The following is a 15,967-nucleotide window of genomic DNA, read 5'->3' on the forward strand; positions in this document are numbered from 1 at the left end:
CATGGCACCAGGAGGGGTTAGCGGACAGGTTGGTTCACAGAGCTGATCTGCTCTGTGAACCAATGGTAGCGTTCAGAGATTGTAGGGTGCGACATCAACGATCGCATTCGAGGCCATATTGCTTCCGAATCGATTCTGCGACATCTGACGGCTCTTTGGTGAGGAGCGCACAGGTGGTGAAATTGCCAACGACCTTCTTCTTGCTTTTATCAATATACGTCCAATCGATGATCTCCGTCTTTGCAAATGCGTACGACTGTCCCTTCTTGACTGATCGAATCATCGGGAGGTTGTCGATCCGTCCAGACCAGAGCTCTCCTTGTACCATGAGGTTGGAGAGCCACAGATATTCTTGCTGGTCGCCTTCACTCACTCTGACCTTGACCGAATACTGATCAGTGTTGGGTGGCGGTGATCCGGCTTTTCGAAGAAAATCTTCCAAGCCCGCCCGGGCGCGTTCCATCGCCTTCTGCATCGCAGGGTCCTCATCACTGAATTCGACCGCACTGTCCTTCTTGGCCTTGTCAGTGAATGATTGCGAAAATGCAGAGGGGGATATCAGGATCGCCAGCAGGGCGACGCTCAGCACGACAAATCGTTGCATACCAGCCTCCCAGAGCCTACAGCTTACTGCGCATGAGATGAGCCCACTATTTCTCGGGCATCTTGAACTCGTCCTGACTGCAAATCAAGATTGTTCACGCATTCGGCGTCTCACAGAACTGTTGTGCACACCGACACCACTATCTCGAAGAGGAAGAATTTATCTGTTTTTGTTACTCTGTCACTATGTCCCCTCGCCGCCACACCCACCCTGCTCGTCCTCACCATCCTCACCCAGTGCGGTCGATGGCACGCTTCGTTCATCGGCGATGGCAGAATCTCTGCACCTTTCTCCGGGCAGTCGGTCGAACGCCACCCGCGATGCAGCTGGGAATCAGTGCCCTCCTGCTTTTCGTCCTCCTGTTGGGGATTAATTGGACCTATCACACGTTTTATAAACCAACGGAATTGTTCTTTCCAGTAGAGAAGGCACTCAGCAAGAATCCCCGCCAGACGTGGCAAGAATACGGCGCGTTGTTCGAGACACATTCGACAGCCATTATGACACCCGAACTGCTTGCTGCCTTGGCTCAAGCCGAGGGCTCGGGTAATCCCGTGGCACGAACCTACTGGCGGTGGCGCGTCGTCTCCTCAAATCCGCTGGAGTGGTACCAACCGGCCTCGACAGCAGTCGGCATGTTTCAAATCACCGACGGCACGTTTCGCGAAGGGACGCGCTACTGTATCCACAACCATGTTGTCGTTGAAGACGGGCCCTGGCACAACCTTAACTCCTGTTGGTTCAATGGCCTCTACACCAGAATCATCCCAGGTCACGCGATTGAGCTGACCGCCGCGTTCCTCGACCGTCATGTGGGAAAATTGGTTGGAGAGCAACCAGCGACGTTCCAGCAAAAGCAGGACCTCGCCGCGGTCATCCATCTCTGTGGTGCTGGGGCGGGTCGTGACTATGCAAAGCGGAACTTTCGTCTCACGCCCCACCAACGCTGCGGCGACCATGATGTGAGAACCTATCTGCTGAAGATCCAGACATTCAAACAGCAGTTTGCTGCGCTGAAGTCATAAGTGCGTGCCGAGATACACAGAACAGACGATGGGGTCAGCTAGGGGCCGGGACGGTTGGAGATTCTCACCACGACACGAACGGAGCGCTCCCAACAATCCTCGTGCGCCATGAAGAGCGAATGCATATCTGCACCATTCGCGCAGCCTCATTCCAAGGTTATCACGTGAGTCAATCCATCTGTCTATTAAGCGCTCTAGTGACAATGCACCTCTCGCATGTGACTGAGGTATTCATGGTATGGTGACCGCGGCAATGTGCCACTGTTGTGCGAAGGTGCGTCTTCATGAATTCAGATGGGCCCAAAGTATTACGGAAGACGGTCTTGGCCGGTGCAATCGGGAATGTGCTGGAGTGGTATGACTTTGCCCTCTTTGGATACTTCGCGCCGGTCTTGTCTCGTCTCTTCTTTCCTGCGTCGGATCCGTCGTTGTCGTTAATCGCCACGTTCGGTGTGTTCGCCGTCGGCTTTCTGGCCAGACCACTGGGCGCGCTGCTGTTTGGGCACTGGGGTGATACCAGGGGCCGACGAGCGGCCTTGGCTTGGTCCATAATTTTAATGGCATTGCCCACCTGCTTGGTCGGCATGTTGCCGACCTATGCTCAGATCGGTCTTGCTGCACCGCTCATACTCACCGTGTTGCGCTTTCTTCAGGGTCTCTCGGTCGGTGGAGAATTCACGGGGTCCGTTACCTTCCTTGTTGAGCATGCCGCACCGACCGAGCGAGGCTATATCGGCAGCTGGGCGGGATTCAGCGCACAGATCGGCGCGCTGTTAGGCTCTGGTATCGGGACCGTGGCGACGCTGAACCTCTCATCAGAGGCGCTCCAAGAATGGGGATGGCGCATCCCGTTCGTGGCGGGAAGTGTCATCGCGTTGGTCGGCTGGTATCTTCGACGGCACATTCCAGAGTCGCCGGCTTTTGAACGGCTGCAACAATCAGGTGTGGTGTCGTCCTCACCCGTCCGTGAGTTGTTTACATCGCACCGTGCGCCGCTCCTACAAGTGATCGGTCTCGTCCTGGTACATGGCGTTGGATTTTACATCTTCTATGTGTTTCTCCCCACCTATCTGACCAAAGTGACCGACCTTCCGATGGGAACGGCATTGCTCATCAACACAGTGTGCATGGCGTTGTTGGCGATGCTGATTCCGTGCATGGGCAAGCTGTCTGATCGAGTCGGGCATCGATGGGTACTGGCCATCGGCGCCGCAGGCCTGGCCCTCGGCTCAGTCCAGTTCTTTTCGTGGTTGAGCAGCGGCCAGCTCACATTGATCGTCATGGCTCAAATCCTGATCACGGTGTTCGTGTCAGCCTATATGGGTCCGTTCTTTGCCATCGTGGCGACGCTCTTTCCTGTGGCGAGCCGCTACACAGGCCTCTCGATTTCGTACAATATTGCCTCGGCTCTGTTCGGCGGGACTGCCCCGTTGATGGCTACGGTAATCATGGAACGGAGTGGGAGTGCGCTTGCCCCTGGATGGTATGTCAGTCTATGCGCCGTCCTGTCGTTGATCGCACTGTCCACGATTCGTGAAGAGAAGAAAGAGACCGCCGAGGTTCCAGCCGACACTCATTGACAGTGGCAACTGGATATACGGTATTTTTCATGAGCGATGCGTAGGCCGCATGATCGACCGAGCGATACTACCACCCACCCTTTCCGGCCCGTCGGTCTCGCGTTGGTGGGGATGTTTCCCCGACCTTCGCCGCGACACCCTTGGCTTTCTCATACAGTGTCAGGCCTATGGTGATGTGGTCAAACTTCCAATGGGGCTTGTCGTTGAACTGCTCTTGCGGCAGCGTGACGCCGCCATGTATGTGCTGAACCATCCTGCCGATGTAAAACATGTACTCGTGACCAATCAAGACAATTATCGAAAGGCGCCCGTCCCCCCTGTCGAATCGCGCATCTTTGGTCAGGGCGTGCTTCACACGGAAGGCGAAATCCATCACCGTCAGCGACGGGTGCTCTTACCCTTCTTTCATGGAAATCATGTGACCGCGTACACCAACCTCATCACGAGCCAGGCTCGCGACCGTGTGGCACTGTGGCAGGATGACACAACCATCGACATTGGACAGGAAATGGCACACCTCACCCTGTCGGTGATCTGGCGCCTTCTCTTTGGTCAAGACCTGCGGTCCGAGGGCGAGACTATTCGTGAAGCCATTGCAGTCGGTCAAAGTCTCATCAAGCTCCAATATGACTCCCTCCTCGCAAGCGTGACCCCTCTCTGGATTCCCATCCCACGACATCGTCGGTTCACCCGTGGCTTCCGCGTGATCGAAGAAAGGCTGTTTCAATTCATTCACGAGCGACGGATGGCTGCTGCGCCACATGATGACGTGTTATCTCTTCTACTGAGCGCGACCGATACAGAAGGTCGCCCGCTGAGTGATGAAGAAATTCGTGATGAACTCATGACCTTCTTGCTGGCTGGGCACGAAACCACCGCCAACGCGCTGACCTGGACGTGGTTTCTCCTCTCGCAAGATAGATCGGTTCGAGAACGACTGACTCAAGAACTGAACGAAGTCTTGGGGGCTCGGCTACCTAACGCGGCCGATCTTCCTCGCTTGCGCTACATGAAGATGATCTGGGATGAGTCGCTGCGCCTCTACCCTCCGGCCTGGACGCTTCACACCCGTCTTGCCCATGCGCAGGACCGACTTCCATCCGGGGCAATCCTTCCACCAGGAGCCTGGGTCTTCATCAGCCCCTGGAACTTGCACCGCAATCCACGGTGGTTCGCCGATCCAAACCGATTCGATCCTGAACGCTTTTCAGACGAGGCACAACAGACCTGCCCGGCGTTCACCTACATCCCGTTCGGTGCCGGTGGACGGCGATGCTTGGGAGAGTCATTTGCGGAGATGGAAGGACTCTTGATCATTGGCGACAATCGCCGCCACAGTTCGCTTACACCTGGTCAACGGGTAGACGATCCGTCCGGAACCGGTCATGACGTTACGTCCGCATGTTCCGGTGCGGATGATCGTTCAGCGAGTCGGGATCTCGGCACCACACCCCGCTGTGGCGTAGCTCGCTCACCGACCCGTCTCTCCTGCTGCTAGGCATCTCTCCGATGATATGGTACAACCGCGTTCGATTGTTGTCGGTGATAGAAGAGAGGTACTGGCTTGATGAAGAACTTCGTTGTGCCATCTCCTTGGTTCAGCTTAGGGATTGTCTCCTGTCTACTCGTGTTGTCGGGATGTCTTTCGCCCATCACCCTGACGCGAGCGGTGATTGCCTATGACGAGGCCATCACCGAATCGCAATCCAAGCAACTGCTTGTGAACATCGCCCGAGCACAACACCATCAGCCCATTCACTTTACCGGCGTCTCCAATGTCGCGGCGACCTTCGATTTTCGTTTCACAGCCGGCGCCACACCGGCCCTCACCGGAGACGCCAGCCGGACGATCTTGCCTGTCATCGGCGGAAGCGTGGCCGAGAACCCGACGATCAGTATCGCTCCGATTGAGGGAGAAGAGTTTACCAAACGCTTACTCACGCCGTTCCATGAAGCCAAGCTGACGTTGTTGCTGCGGCAGGGCATCGATATCGATCTCCTTCTCCGACTGATGGCCAAAGAGCTCCGAGTCAACCAGAGCGAGGGCACGATCGCCTACCGGAACAATCCATCCGACAAGGCCGGCTACGAGATGTTCAGACGGGTGGTCCTCCATCTCTCGGCTATTCAAGACCACAACAGCCTGTATGTTGAACCACTGAGCGTGGAACGAAGTTGGACGATTCCCGCCGACTCGGTCACGGCGGAAGGATTCAAAGCGCTCGAACAGGAATACCAGGTAGCCTACAACGCGAAAGACAAGACATTCACACTGCGGAAACAGATCGAAGGCGGCACGCTGATCACGAACTACGATCCGAATGTCCTGTCCCGTGAGGAACGGGCCCGCTTGCAGAACGAGAACGAACAGGGACTCCCGCATGACGTAACGTTTGATATTCGCCCTGGACATATCGGCGGCGACTGGCCGCTGAAGGGAGACTTTCGGCTACGCAGCTTCAATGCCATGCTGAACTTTCTGGGGCTCTCCCTCGCTGAAGAGCCGGAACACCATATCGAGAAGGATCGCCGCACACCTGAGGTGATGGAAAATCCGGTCAAGACCATGGATCTGATCCTGTCGTCGTCAGCTCCATCGGGGCTGGATCTCGTCATGAAATCCCACGGAAACTATTATGCCGTCAATACGACCGGGCCACAGGCGCGCTGGAACCGCGAGGCCTTTAAGCTCTTGTCGCAACTATTTCAGATGACGGTCACGGAGATCTCACGCGCCGGCGTGCCTAGCATTACCATCGCCAAATAGGCTGGCAAGATCCGTTGCGTTGATGGGCTAGTTCCTACTCGAGGGATGCGACACACAGGCCGTACAGAGAGCCTCTGAGCGAGACGAGAACGCCGCTGGCGGACTATTTCCGTATTCTGCTACGCGTCGGCTCGATCCAGGTCCGGCTTCAGTGGACGGCGACCGATCAGATAAATGATGGCGGCAAAAAGCATCGTGCTACCAGGGAAAATCAATCGGTACCCCCACCAGGGCAAGGTCGGCTTGAAAAATCCTAGGCCAAGTGTCAGCAGAATCGACGCCACAATTCCATAGACGTAGGCTGGAACAAGCGTCGTGGAATGATGCTCGCTGCGTTGCCTGGATGCCGCGACGAACCCCTTGATGAGGATATAGAGGGAGAAAATGATACAGGCGCTCCCATAATACACTGAGTAATCTTGCATAACCCCGACCTCGTTCTAATCTCATGCACGTGATTCGACAGGTACTGTATAGCGTATCGCCTCCACTCTTGTCGAGCTGCTTCCCGCATGACCACGTTCCGCATCAATCCCGAGAGCTGCATTCAGTATAGGTGTCACAGGTCGACGACCTCCGGCAACAGCGTTGCTGGAGGTCGTCTGGAAGACTGCTGAACTCTCAAGTATTGTGGATCAGAGCGGAGTCGTCTAGTACGGCCTAGACGTCGAAGATTCAACTGTTTCCTTGGCCTTCCTCTGGGCCTTACCTTTCTTTGCCTTTGCAGCACTCTTCATCTCCTGCCTCTCAGCCTTGAGCGCATCTCGCTTCGCCTTCATCTCGGATTTCATCTGCTCTCGTTTGGCCTTCATCTCGTCCTTCATCTGATCTTTCTTGGCTTTGAAGTTCTCCTTCATCTGCTCATGCTCAGACGCCATGTCGCCCTTCGCCTCACTGGCCATTGAACCCATGTCCTGCTTCATGTCGGAACCGAGGTTCGTGAGCTCGTCCGCCATGGCCAAGGGACCACCTCCGATGACGAGTGCGGATGCCACTGCAGATACAAGGATGAATCGCATAGATAACCCTCCCCTGAAATAGGTTGTGTCAACGTGGGCGACGCCGGAAGCCAGCGCCCGGTCTAGAGCTATCGTGAGACAGAGTTTCTGGCAACTGATTTCACGGTTTTAGACTTAGGAATCTTGCGAGACATACGGAAAGGCAAGGCAAGAAAGGAAGCAAAAAAACCACGGCCTCCAGCAGGCTGTCCCCTGGAGGCCGCGTACGAGCATGCACCTCAAAAGAGCACGCTCGATGCTTTTATATGGAAGCAAGCGTTATGGCCGGATCTCCCACAACAAATACACCAACCCCACCGCAATGGCTGATACCACGACGAAATGCATGAACATCCTCCGTACACTTGATTGTTGTAGTCTATTCAACGCCGGAAACCAGCGTCTAGACTAGGGGTATCGCGAGATGGGGTTTCTGGCAACTGATTTCAAGATTTGTGGCATGCGGTATTCAGCGATGCTGAACATGAGACAATGTTGACGAGCGCGCCGGACTGCCACGTGCTGAGATCCACATTGCTGAGCAAGATGGTGTGCTGACCAGCCACAACAAGTGCAGTGAAAAGGACTCAGATGATGAGTGGAGGAAGAACAAGGATTGTAGACGTCATTCGACTTTTCTCCCCATCAGGGTCTTCTCCTACCAGCACTGTGCCCAAGCCGGTGCCGGCGTAGGAGTCGGCTCAAGATTGGAGAGATCCACTTCAAAGAGAATTTCCGGACTATCGCCTTCAAGATTGTGTATTTGCAGCAGGCCCGTTCGCGTCGCTACGAGTAGCTGCCCTTCCCAACTCCAATCCGCCCACTGAAGATCATCCAAGAGATCGAGATCGCCATGAGGCCTCTGCGAGAATTATGGCATGACCACCAACTTGCTGAACTCTTCACGCGCCGCAGTCACGATGGCAGACGGCGCCTTGTCTGGGCTCCCAGCCTCAAACGGTGGTTGGGGATCGTACTCAATGAGTAGCTGGATGAGTTGCGCCGCATCAGCGCCAAATTCTTCTGCAACTAGGGTGAGGGCCATGTCGATCCCTGAGGAAACCCCGGTGGCCGTGACAACCTTGCCGTCGCGGACGACACGGGCTTTAGTCGGAATGGCACCGAATTGTTGCAAAATATCGCGGGCGAGCCAATGGGTTGTGGCCTTCAGCTCCTGGAGCACGCCGGCGGCTGCCAGTCCTAAGGTCCCGGTACAGACCGACGTGGTCCACGTGGTTGTGCGGTGCACCTGTGCAATCCATTCCAGAACCAGCTGATCCCCCATCACCGCTTGTGGAAATGCCGTGCCTGGTACCACCAGGATATCGGGACTGGTGGTTTCATCGAGCGAATAGTCTGCCGTCAGGCGCAGTCTTCCAAAATCGGTCCGCTTCACGCCCTTCTCACGCGCCACGAAGCGCACGTCGGTTCCAAGTGTCGGCGCCTGAAGAACTTCGTAAGGACCGATCGCGTCGAGCGCCGTCATACCGTCGTACAACAGAATGGCCACTTGCAACTTCTTATCTGGAATCATCATCCCCTCTCTTGGTTCACTACGACAATTAAATGGCCTGTTCAGCCTACTTGGACATATACCTACGTGAACAAAGAGGTAGTATAATGGAAATTATGCGTCGGATCAGTGCCTTTGTCGTCATCCTGGTGGGAACCATCGGGCCAAGCCTGTCGATCGCCGGTGGGGAGGAACCCTCTCAACAACCGAGTGCACAGGAACGCTTGAATCAGGTATTGGACTCTGAAGGCGGCACAACAGTCTATAAGGATCGGAAAGGAAATGTAGAGAGCACAATCAATCTGCCGGGTGGAGAACAGATCATCACGGTACAGCCACCCCAGGGTGCTGGGATCAATCTTGGTCCTCCCCTTCAATTAAACAATCAGACACTCCGGTTTCCTCCTCAACCTCCCGTTCCCGCTCTACCACCACCGCCCGACTTTCCACAGAGGGCTCGGTAGCCGAAACTGTGCTTCACGCTCCGCATCTTGTCGCAAGAGCTCACTCCCTCACCTTTCAGCTTGACGATTCCTTTGCGTGCACGGCATACTCAAAATCCATGCGTGCCATTGCCACTATCATGCTTCTCGCAACCCTTGCCCTTCCTCTTGGAGAAGGAGCAGCATTTGCCCCCCTCGACAGCAAAGACCTGAATGCACTCCAGACCCAGGCCACCCAAGGAGATACGGAGGCACAGAATCGACTCGGGGAGCTGTATGCCAAGGGAAGAGGCGTACCACAAGATTATGCCCAGGCGCGAGCGTGGTACGAGAAAGCGGCTGAAAAGGGTCACCCACTGGCTCAAAATAACCTTGCGGAATTGTATTTCGCAGGGCTAGGCGGCGCACCGGACTATGTGCGGGCCTATATGTGGGAGAGTCTTGCCGCCGCACACATGCAGGGTGAGGAAAAGAAGCAAGCGGAAGAAAATCTCGAGGATGTCGCCAAGCGTATGTCGCCCACCCAGGTCACAGAAGCCAAGCGGCTCTCGGAACAGTGCCGGACAAAGAAGTTCAAGGGCTGCTGAGATTCACTCGGCTGCCTCTGTGCTCACCGTTTCACGATCCCACCAACTTTCACACTCAACAACACATATAACTTTCTGCCGGATATTGAGAAGGCCGCTGGTGGTTATTCCCAACAACCTGCTAACCGGGTAATCGGTTCAGACGGCAGCTGAGCACGTTACGAGACGCGGGTGTTGCCATGCATTCGACTGAAGACGTCCCAGTCGAACTGCTTCGCTGTAACCGCATGGAGTGGAATCGGACCGATTGATCCCCGTTCACGGTAGGCCAAGAGACACCCGACAATGTCCTCAGGCGAGTCGATCAGTCGGTGCACCACTTCATGGGCAAGATGCTGGGCAATCGCCTTGTCCTCAGGTATCGGACGAGCCCCTCGGAGCGTGTGGCCAAGGATCGTGGCTTTGGTGGCCGGCGTGAATGGATAGTGATCAGGCCCCGCTTGCCGTTCCGGCCATCGAGCCATCACTCCGGCCACATAGTCCACCAACCCATGGACGCCGCCGTCCTTATGATGACGGTGCGGCGTCCGTTCGGCGACAACAAAGATATGGCTCTTGTTCGGCACACCCAACGTGCGCCTGAGCGTGCCGAGAATCACCTCATCGATATAGGCGTTTGGGTCGGGATGTTCATTGACCAACAACCCTTCGGCTCTCGCCTGATAGGCACAGGCCAACGCAAGATGACCTGACCCCGCGCCCATGATCTCCACGAAAAACACACTGCCCATGGCCGCGCTGGTGGCTTTGAGAGATTCGATAGACTGATCCGCCAACGTCACGGCGGACTGAAACCCAAGCGAGATGGTTCCTTCGAGATTGTTATCAATGCTGCCGGGAATGCCAACCACCTGTACGCCGAATTCTTCGTAAATAGCCCGGGCTCCTCGCATGCTGCCGTCGCCCCCCAGCACAATCAATGCGCCATCACGGACGTAGGGTTCGAGGTGGCGCATGGCAACATGTTGCATGGTCTCCTGTTTGAACTCCTCGAAGCGGCTGCTCCCAATGGGACTGCTGGGATGGCTGCCCATGCCGCGCGTATATTCATCGGTAACACGTTCGATCCAATTGTTGGCCAGCCCCAGATAGCCGTGCCGAACAAAATAGACCTCCAACCCCATACGTTGGCCGGTTACATGCAATTCTTTGAGCGCGGCGCCGGCACCAGCAAAATCACCTCCGGACACAAGCGCCACGAGCCGCTTGAGGGATCGAGGTTTGAGTGTGACGCGGTCTTTTCTCGCAGCCTCCACTGTCACCCATGTGTTGCGTACGACCCGCTCCCGCTCGGACAGTCCAACCGCCGTTGAGTAGCCGGACATCCGTCCCTGTTCGACCGTGAGCAGCACCACATTGTCTTGGCTTTCCTTATAATCGCTGAACTCACTGAACGCTTCATGGAACGGGCGTGGGTCCAAATAGATCATTAAGGCCCGCAGGGTGGAACTGTGCGTATAGAGGCAGGCGACTCTTCCCTTCTGTACAGAACCCAACCGATGGAGGCCATCGATCACATTGACATAGAGGTCGAAGAACGAATTACCATCTGGATAACAATAGAGCGGATCTTTCATCAGCCGCTTAGCCGTCGAGGTCTCCACCCCAAACGCCTTCGCGGCCTCTTCGAGCTCCACCGACTTCTCCAATCCCGTGACCCAACCGAAATCCGACGATTCAAGTGCCAGCTCGGCAATCGGTTCGGCTGCGGACGCACCTTGGAGCAGCGCCGCAGACACCTGTTCGTAGAGTTGTTTGGTATTCGGGCTGCGGCTGATGCAATGGAGGAACGTGTGTGGCTCAAGATAATTCGCGAGATGCAGAAAATCCAGCTGCTGTCCAACGAGGCCGATCATGTGGGCGAGCGCTGTCCCTACCGCATCGGCTTTGGCAACACCTCGTTCTCGATCCAATTGGTTTGGTAAGCGGCATCCGACGCGATGTGTCTTGCTATCAACCTGTGACACACCGTGACGCATGGTGAAAAACAGCGTTCGGTCGGCAAGATCGCGCGGCAGCAACCAAAATCGGTCGTCGCCCAATTCCAGAACAATGCGACCTTCCGCCAGCGTGGGTGTCAACTGCGTGCGAGGCACGATGGCGACCGGGCGTCGATAGGTCGGTTTGGCCACCGACCCGATTGGAGCCCGGAGCAACGGCTGCAGCGAGCCTTCAGACAAGAGGCGGTTCCAGGCCACAAAGAATATCAGCCGATCGTCGATGACACTTTCCCGAGTCAAGCGGTACGCGTCAGCCGTTGCAAACCCGGACTTGGAGCGCTCGACGAAAGAACGGAGCTGTTCCATCTTGGCGTGGACGCGATCGGAATCATCGCCAGACGCTTCGTTTGGCGGAAGTTGGACAAGCCCCCGCTCCGACGCTCGTCGAGCAAGGGCGCGTCCATAGGCAAGAAGTCCTTCAACGGTGACAAAATCTAGGGGATGGCTCATAAGCGGCATCAATAGGTCAATGTTCTAACGAGGCGCTATTCTTGCGCCCGCTCAAGGACTTGTCAACTCTGCTTATTTCACCATGCCATCTGAAAGGATTTTCCTCCTCGCCCCATATCCTCCTCTGAAGCCCCGGCAATGCCGTGGCCAACCAGGAGGACTCAATGGGGCAAAACAACGGTACGAACCAACCAAACCAACCAGTCTTCTGGTGGGATCCCCGCCTCTATCAAATCATTAGCCTCACTATCCTTCTCCTCTATGGCCTCTTCTGGCTCCAGTTTGATGTCTCGATCTGGCAGATCGCCATCACAGTGGGCGTGGCCCAACTCACCCAATTGGCGGGCACCCGTTATTTCAATCTTCCTTTTTTTGATCCAAAGAGCGCGCTCATCTCGTCTTTATCTCTCTGCTTACTCCTCCGAACGAACGATCTCGCGGTAGCTGCGCTCGCGGCCGTTATCGCAATTGGCAGTAAGTTCATCATCCGATGGAAGGACAAGCATGTGTTCAACCCGACGAATCTCGCTCTCGTCGTCATCCTTGCCAGCGGCCTTGGCTGGATCTCACCTGGTCAATGGGGACCGGTAGCCTGGTTCGGATTTCTGATCGCTTGTCTCGGCAGTCTGGTCGTTACCCACGCGGCACGGGCCGATGTCACACTGGCCTTTCTTACTTTCTACGTTGGTCTGTTGTTTGCTCGCGCACTGTGGCTCGGCGATCCGCTAACGATTCCGCTACATCAGATCGAAAGCGGCGCTCTACTCATCTTTTCATTCTTCATGATTTCCGATCCTAAGACCACACCAGACTCCAGACCAGGCCGGATTGTCTATGCCCTCCTGATCGCACTCACCGCACTCTATGTCCAGTTTGGGCTCTACAAACCAAATGGACCGCTGTGGGGACTCATCGCGTGTTCGCCACTCGTTCCCTTGCTCGATCATCTATTCCCCGGTGTTCGATATGACTGGTCCAAGCCCACGACCGGTCACGCGCCTGTATCCCTACCCTTGTCCCTGTCGCTTCACCCACAAAAGGAGGTTTTCATGAGACATGTCATCGTGCCGATATTCACCTTTCTGATAGGGCTATTCCTCTGGAGTGCCGAGGCCTCGGCCTTTTGTGGGTTCTACGTCGGCAAGGCGGACACCAAGCTCTTTAACAAAGCGTCTGAAGTTGTCATCGCGCGCCAAGACAACAAGACCGTTATCACCATGGCCAACGACTTCAAGGGCGATGTCAAAAAATTCGCGATGGTCATACCGGTACCAACTGTCCTGGGAAAAGACCAGATTCATGTCGGCGATCCGACCGTGCTGAAACATCTGGCTGATTATTCAGCACCACGACTGGTGGAATACTTCGATGAGAATCTCTGCCGACACTATGAACTGATGGAAGACCGGATGGGGTCCATGAAGAACATGGCGCCCGCATCGGCTTCGGCAAAACACGAGCGAGACAAGGCGCTGGGTGTGACCGTCGAAGCACAATACACCGTCGGCGAATACGACATCCTTATTCTCTCGGCTAAGGAGAGTCACGGCCTTGAAATATGGCTCAGTGAAAATGGATACCGCATTCCATTAGGCACATCAACGCTTCTCCAGAGCTACTTAAAAAACAATATGAAGTTCTTTGTGGCCAGGGTAAACTCCGTTGAGCAATCAAAGCTTGGCTTTACGCACCTGAGGCCGCTGCAGATCGCCTTCGAGTCGCCGAAGTTCATGCTGCCGATTCGACTGGGTACCGTGAATGCAGAGGGCGCTCAGGAGCTCTTCATCTATCTCCTCACGAAACAGGGCCGCGTCGAAACGACAAACTACCGAACAGTCCGGTTACCGGAAGCCCAGGAGATCCCTCTGTATGTGAAAGATAAGTTCGGAGACTTCTACCGCGACCTATTCACAGAGCAGGTGAAGCGTGAAAGCGAGCGCGGCGTATTTCTCGAATATGCCTGGGACATGAGTTGGTGCGACCCCTGCGCCACCAACCCGTTGTCGACCGAAGAGTTGCTGAGCCTCGGTGTCTTCTGGCAAGACAACCAGAATGGAATACAGCGAGGCCAAGCGTTGTCCCCGCAGGGCCAGAAGGTCTTCCTTACACGTCTGCACGTGCGCTACGATGCCACCCACTTTCCCGAAGACTTGATGTTCCAGGAAACCTCTGATCGGAGCAACTTCCAAGCACGTTATGTTCTCCGTCACCCCTGGACAGGCACGGAGAACTGTCCAGCTGCGACCGCCTATCGGCAACAGTTACGTGATCGGTCTGAACGAGAGGCGCAAACCCTGGCGAGTCTGACCGGATGGAATATCGGCGAGATTCGCAAGGCGATGAACCTAGCCTCATTGCCAGCAGGCGAGGATAAGAAGTGGTATCAGCGATTGTGGACGAACTAGATGATCAGGTTGAGGGCGAAGCCGGCATGCACGACTTCGCCCTCAACGACTCGACATCAACCGCGAATGAGCCGTATGTGGATTAACTTTGGATCGACAGTGAGAGTGATGTCTCAGTCACTGTTCGATAGGCCACAAGCAAGCTGCTGCTGGTTGTCGGTGAGTTAATCTCATCCGATACTTTAGGTAGTGGATGATTCTGCTCATCAGCCTTGGGCTCTTGCTTGCCTCGAAGTTCCTTCGCCAGATCCTCGCGTAAATTATCGAAGAAGTCTGGCAGATGCTTGCGGACCTTCTCTAACTCGACCTTCGCTTCCTTCAGTGCATTGAGGACTTGCTGAATGATTGATGCCAGCTGCGCGTCTTTTACTGGAACAGTGAGATGAGTTCCATCGGACGAATCCGATGACGGGGTGGGCGCCGTGGTACCGTTGGACGGTTGCGGGATCGCCGCGTCCGTCCCTGGCGCCCCACCCGGGGTACCGGATGATGCTGCCACCACCGCAATCGATCGAACAACCTCGACAGTCAAATCGAGACTGGAGAGTGAGTCCAACCGTGTGAACCCTTCCGCAAGTTTGCTGGTATGCGCTCTGGCATCCTCATCTTGGCCCTGAAAGAATCCACGAAAGATGTTCGCAATGTTCCCGAAGAGGGTTTGCAGGTCGTGCAGCTCCTCTTTATTGAGATCTCCGTCCACAGCAATACCGAACTCTCGTTGGACGGCGTAGTGTGTATACGTCGCTTCAACCTTCCCCGTTGTCCGATCGTCCGCCACCTGGGAACGATAGCTCCCGGATCGAAAATCGGTTGCAAGATCTGCGGTAAGGGTAATCCGATCCCCCTCCGCTGTCGTCACCGCAAGACGTCCGGACAAATCGTTGGACACCGCCACGCCGCTCACCCTGGTATCCAGTCGATGGCCCCCAGCATCGGATAGCTGGCGCAAATTGAAGAAGTGATGTGGATCGATGGATGTCAGAGCCTGAACCGGCATATGAGGTCTCCTACTCGATTGATGAGAGATACGCCTTGCCTCATTCCGCTATCGGCATCTCATCGGCTGAACTTAAGAGACCATATGATATAGTGGGGCATTCAGACATCTTGATCCTGATTGAAGAGGGAGGACTCCATGCCGAAATCTTTTCGAACGATGGCAGCCATCGGTGCAAGCCTGATGCTTGGCACAACGGGTTGCACCCTGAAAGCCACCATTAATCAAACGACCGACACGACATCCAACATCACCGGCACCACATCAGGAGCTGCCTGGTGGAGCGAAGATGGCCAAATTACGCCAGATTTCAAGGCGACGGCGTTCGTCTCGTTCAATCATGAAAACCTGGTTCAAGATGTCGCAGCAGGTCGCGGGGAGTATTTGGCCTCGATCAGCAGACTGTTGGGAGTTCCAGAAGGTCGGCAATCGGCATTTTTCTCCGCCGCCCAGGCAAATTATGCCGAGACGATAGGCAAGGATTCGACAGCATTGCTTTCACTGCTTCGGGATACATCCGGAGCATTCATTCGATAACTTGATTTGAGGGATCTGAGCACAGAGGCTGGCCGGTGCAGCCAAGAGAAGTACTACACTG

General features: G+C 55.4%; 14 protein-coding genes. 8 read left to right on the forward strand and 6 right to left on the reverse strand.

Annotation, left to right across the window (positions count from 1 at the left end; genetic code table 11):
- Nucleotides 1-94: 94 nt before the first annotated feature.
- Nucleotides 95-604 (reverse strand): DUF2314 domain-containing protein, encoded by a 510-nt coding sequence (locus E8D52_18450; GenBank protein TKB66331.1) that lies wholly within the window; start codon nt 602-604, stop codon nt 95-97.
- Nucleotides 605-924: 320 nt separating this feature from the next.
- Here E8D52_18450 and E8D52_18455 point away from each other — a divergent pair, with 320 nt between their 5' ends.
- From E8D52_18455 to E8D52_18470, 4 genes are all read left to right on the forward strand, one after another.
- Nucleotides 925-1,629, forward strand: a complete 705-nt coding sequence (locus E8D52_18455) for a lytic transglycosylase domain-containing protein (GenBank protein TKB66407.1) — start codon at nt 925-927, stop codon at nt 1,627-1,629.
- A 284-nt stretch (nt 1,630-1,913) separates the two neighbouring features.
- Nucleotides 1,914-3,209, forward strand: a complete 1,296-nt coding sequence (locus E8D52_18460; GenBank protein ID TKB66332.1) for an MHS family MFS transporter — start codon at nt 1,914-1,916, stop codon at nt 3,207-3,209.
- A gap of 49 nt (nt 3,210-3,258) precedes the next feature.
- A complete protein-coding gene (locus E8D52_18465) occupies nt 3,259-4,707 on the forward strand; it encodes a cytochrome P450 (GenBank protein TKB66333.1) in 1,449 nt (482 codons plus the stop codon).
- Between the two features lie 69 nt (nt 4,708-4,776).
- Complete coding sequence (locus E8D52_18470) at nt 4,777-5,976, forward strand: hypothetical protein (protein TKB66334.1); 1,200 nt, start codon at nt 4,777-4,779, stop codon at nt 5,974-5,976.
- A gap of 119 nt (nt 5,977-6,095) precedes the next feature.
- On the opposite strand, the gene E8D52_18475 is transcribed toward E8D52_18470, so the two are convergent.
- The 3 genes from E8D52_18475 to E8D52_18485 all read right to left on the reverse strand — a co-directional run bounded on the left by E8D52_18475 (nt 6,096) and on the right by E8D52_18485 (nt 8,490).
- Nucleotides 6,096-6,401: a hypothetical protein gene (locus E8D52_18475; GenBank protein TKB66335.1), complete on the reverse strand. Its 306-nt coding sequence runs from the start codon at nt 6,399-6,401 to the stop codon at nt 6,096-6,098.
- A 225-nt stretch (nt 6,402-6,626) separates the two neighbouring features.
- A complete protein-coding gene (locus E8D52_18480; GenBank protein ID TKB66336.1) occupies nt 6,627-6,995 on the reverse strand; it encodes a hypothetical protein in 369 nt (122 codons plus the stop codon).
- An 850-nt stretch (nt 6,996-7,845) separates the two neighbouring features.
- Nucleotides 7,846-8,490 carry a DJ-1/PfpI family protein gene (locus tag E8D52_18485; protein ID TKB66408.1) on the reverse strand — a complete coding sequence of 215 codons (645 nt, stop codon included), beginning with the start codon at nt 8,488-8,490 and terminating at the stop codon, nt 7,846-7,848.
- 104 nt (nt 8,491-8,594) lie between these two features.
- Between E8D52_18485 and E8D52_18490 the strand changes: the two genes are divergently transcribed.
- Nucleotides 8,595-8,951, forward strand: a complete 357-nt coding sequence (locus E8D52_18490) for a hypothetical protein (GenBank protein ID TKB66337.1) — start codon at nt 8,595-8,597, stop codon at nt 8,949-8,951.
- A 98-nt stretch (nt 8,952-9,049) separates the two neighbouring features.
- Entirely contained in the window at nt 9,050-9,517 is a 468-nt protein-coding gene (locus E8D52_18495; protein ID TKB66338.1) for a sel1 repeat family protein, read from the forward strand.
- Between the two features lie 158 nt (nt 9,518-9,675).
- On the opposite strand, the gene E8D52_18500 is transcribed toward E8D52_18495, so the two are convergent.
- The gene (locus tag E8D52_18500; protein ID TKB66339.1) at nt 9,676-11,976 is read right to left on the reverse strand and encodes a hypothetical protein; all 2,301 of its coding nucleotides are present in this window, start codon (nt 11,974-11,976) and stop codon (nt 9,676-9,678) included.
- 155 nt (nt 11,977-12,131) lie between these two features.
- Here E8D52_18500 and E8D52_18505 point away from each other — a divergent pair, with 155 nt between their 5' ends.
- Nucleotides 12,132-14,372, forward strand: coding sequence for a DUF2330 domain-containing protein (locus tag E8D52_18505; GenBank protein ID TKB66340.1), 2,241 nt, complete (start codon nt 12,132-12,134; stop codon nt 14,370-14,372).
- 82 nt (nt 14,373-14,454) lie between these two features.
- Here the strand turns inward: E8D52_18505 and E8D52_18510 are convergent, their stop codons facing one another.
- Complete coding sequence (locus tag E8D52_18510) at nt 14,455-15,369, reverse strand: hypothetical protein (protein TKB66341.1); 915 nt, start codon at nt 15,367-15,369, stop codon at nt 14,455-14,457.
- A gap of 138 nt (nt 15,370-15,507) precedes the next feature.
- Here E8D52_18510 and E8D52_18515 point away from each other — a divergent pair, with 138 nt between their 5' ends.
- Nucleotides 15,508-15,906, forward strand: a complete 399-nt coding sequence (locus E8D52_18515) for a DUF3015 domain-containing protein (protein ID TKB66342.1) — start codon at nt 15,508-15,510, stop codon at nt 15,904-15,906.
- Nucleotides 15,907-15,967: the final 61 nt, after the last annotated feature.

Source organism: Nitrospira sp., assembly GCA_005116745.1.
GTDB lineage: Bacteria > Nitrospirota > Nitrospiria > Nitrospirales > Nitrospiraceae > Nitrospira_D.

Excerpts from the sequence above, each read along its gene's own strand:
- E8D52_18450 (TKB66331.1), bottom strand. The coding sequence starts at position 604 with ATGCAACGATTTGTCGTGCTGAGCGTCGCCCTGCTGGCGATCCTGATA.
- E8D52_18455 (TKB66407.1), top strand. The coding sequence starts at position 925 with ATGCAGCTGGGAATCAGTGCCCTCCTGCTTTTCGTCCTCCTGTTGGGG.
- E8D52_18460 (TKB66332.1), top strand. The coding sequence starts at position 1,914 with ATGAATTCAGATGGGCCCAAAGTATTACGGAAGACGGTCTTGGCCGGT.
- E8D52_18465 (TKB66333.1), top strand. The coding sequence starts at position 3,259 with ATGATCGACCGAGCGATACTACCACCCACCCTTTCCGGCCCGTCGGTC.
- E8D52_18470 (TKB66334.1), top strand. The coding sequence starts at position 4,777 with ATGAAGAACTTCGTTGTGCCATCTCCTTGGTTCAGCTTAGGGATTGTC.
- E8D52_18475 (TKB66335.1), bottom strand. The coding sequence starts at position 6,401 with ATGCAAGATTACTCAGTGTATTATGGGAGCGCCTGTATCATTTTCTCC.
- E8D52_18480 (TKB66336.1), bottom strand. The coding sequence starts at position 6,995 with ATGCGATTCATCCTTGTATCTGCAGTGGCATCCGCACTCGTCATCGGA.
- E8D52_18490 (TKB66337.1), top strand. The coding sequence starts at position 8,595 with ATGGAAATTATGCGTCGGATCAGTGCCTTTGTCGTCATCCTGGTGGGA.
- E8D52_18495 (TKB66338.1), top strand. The coding sequence starts at position 9,050 with ATGCGTGCCATTGCCACTATCATGCTTCTCGCAACCCTTGCCCTTCCT.
- E8D52_18500 (TKB66339.1), bottom strand. The coding sequence starts at position 11,976 with ATGCCGCTTATGAGCCATCCCCTAGATTTTGTCACCGTTGAAGGACTT.
- E8D52_18505 (TKB66340.1), top strand. The coding sequence starts at position 12,132 with ATGGGGCAAAACAACGGTACGAACCAACCAAACCAACCAGTCTTCTGG.
- E8D52_18510 (TKB66341.1), bottom strand. The coding sequence starts at position 15,369 with ATGCCGGTTCAGGCTCTGACATCCATCGATCCACATCACTTCTTCAAT.
- E8D52_18515 (TKB66342.1), top strand. The coding sequence starts at position 15,508 with ATGCCGAAATCTTTTCGAACGATGGCAGCCATCGGTGCAAGCCTGATG.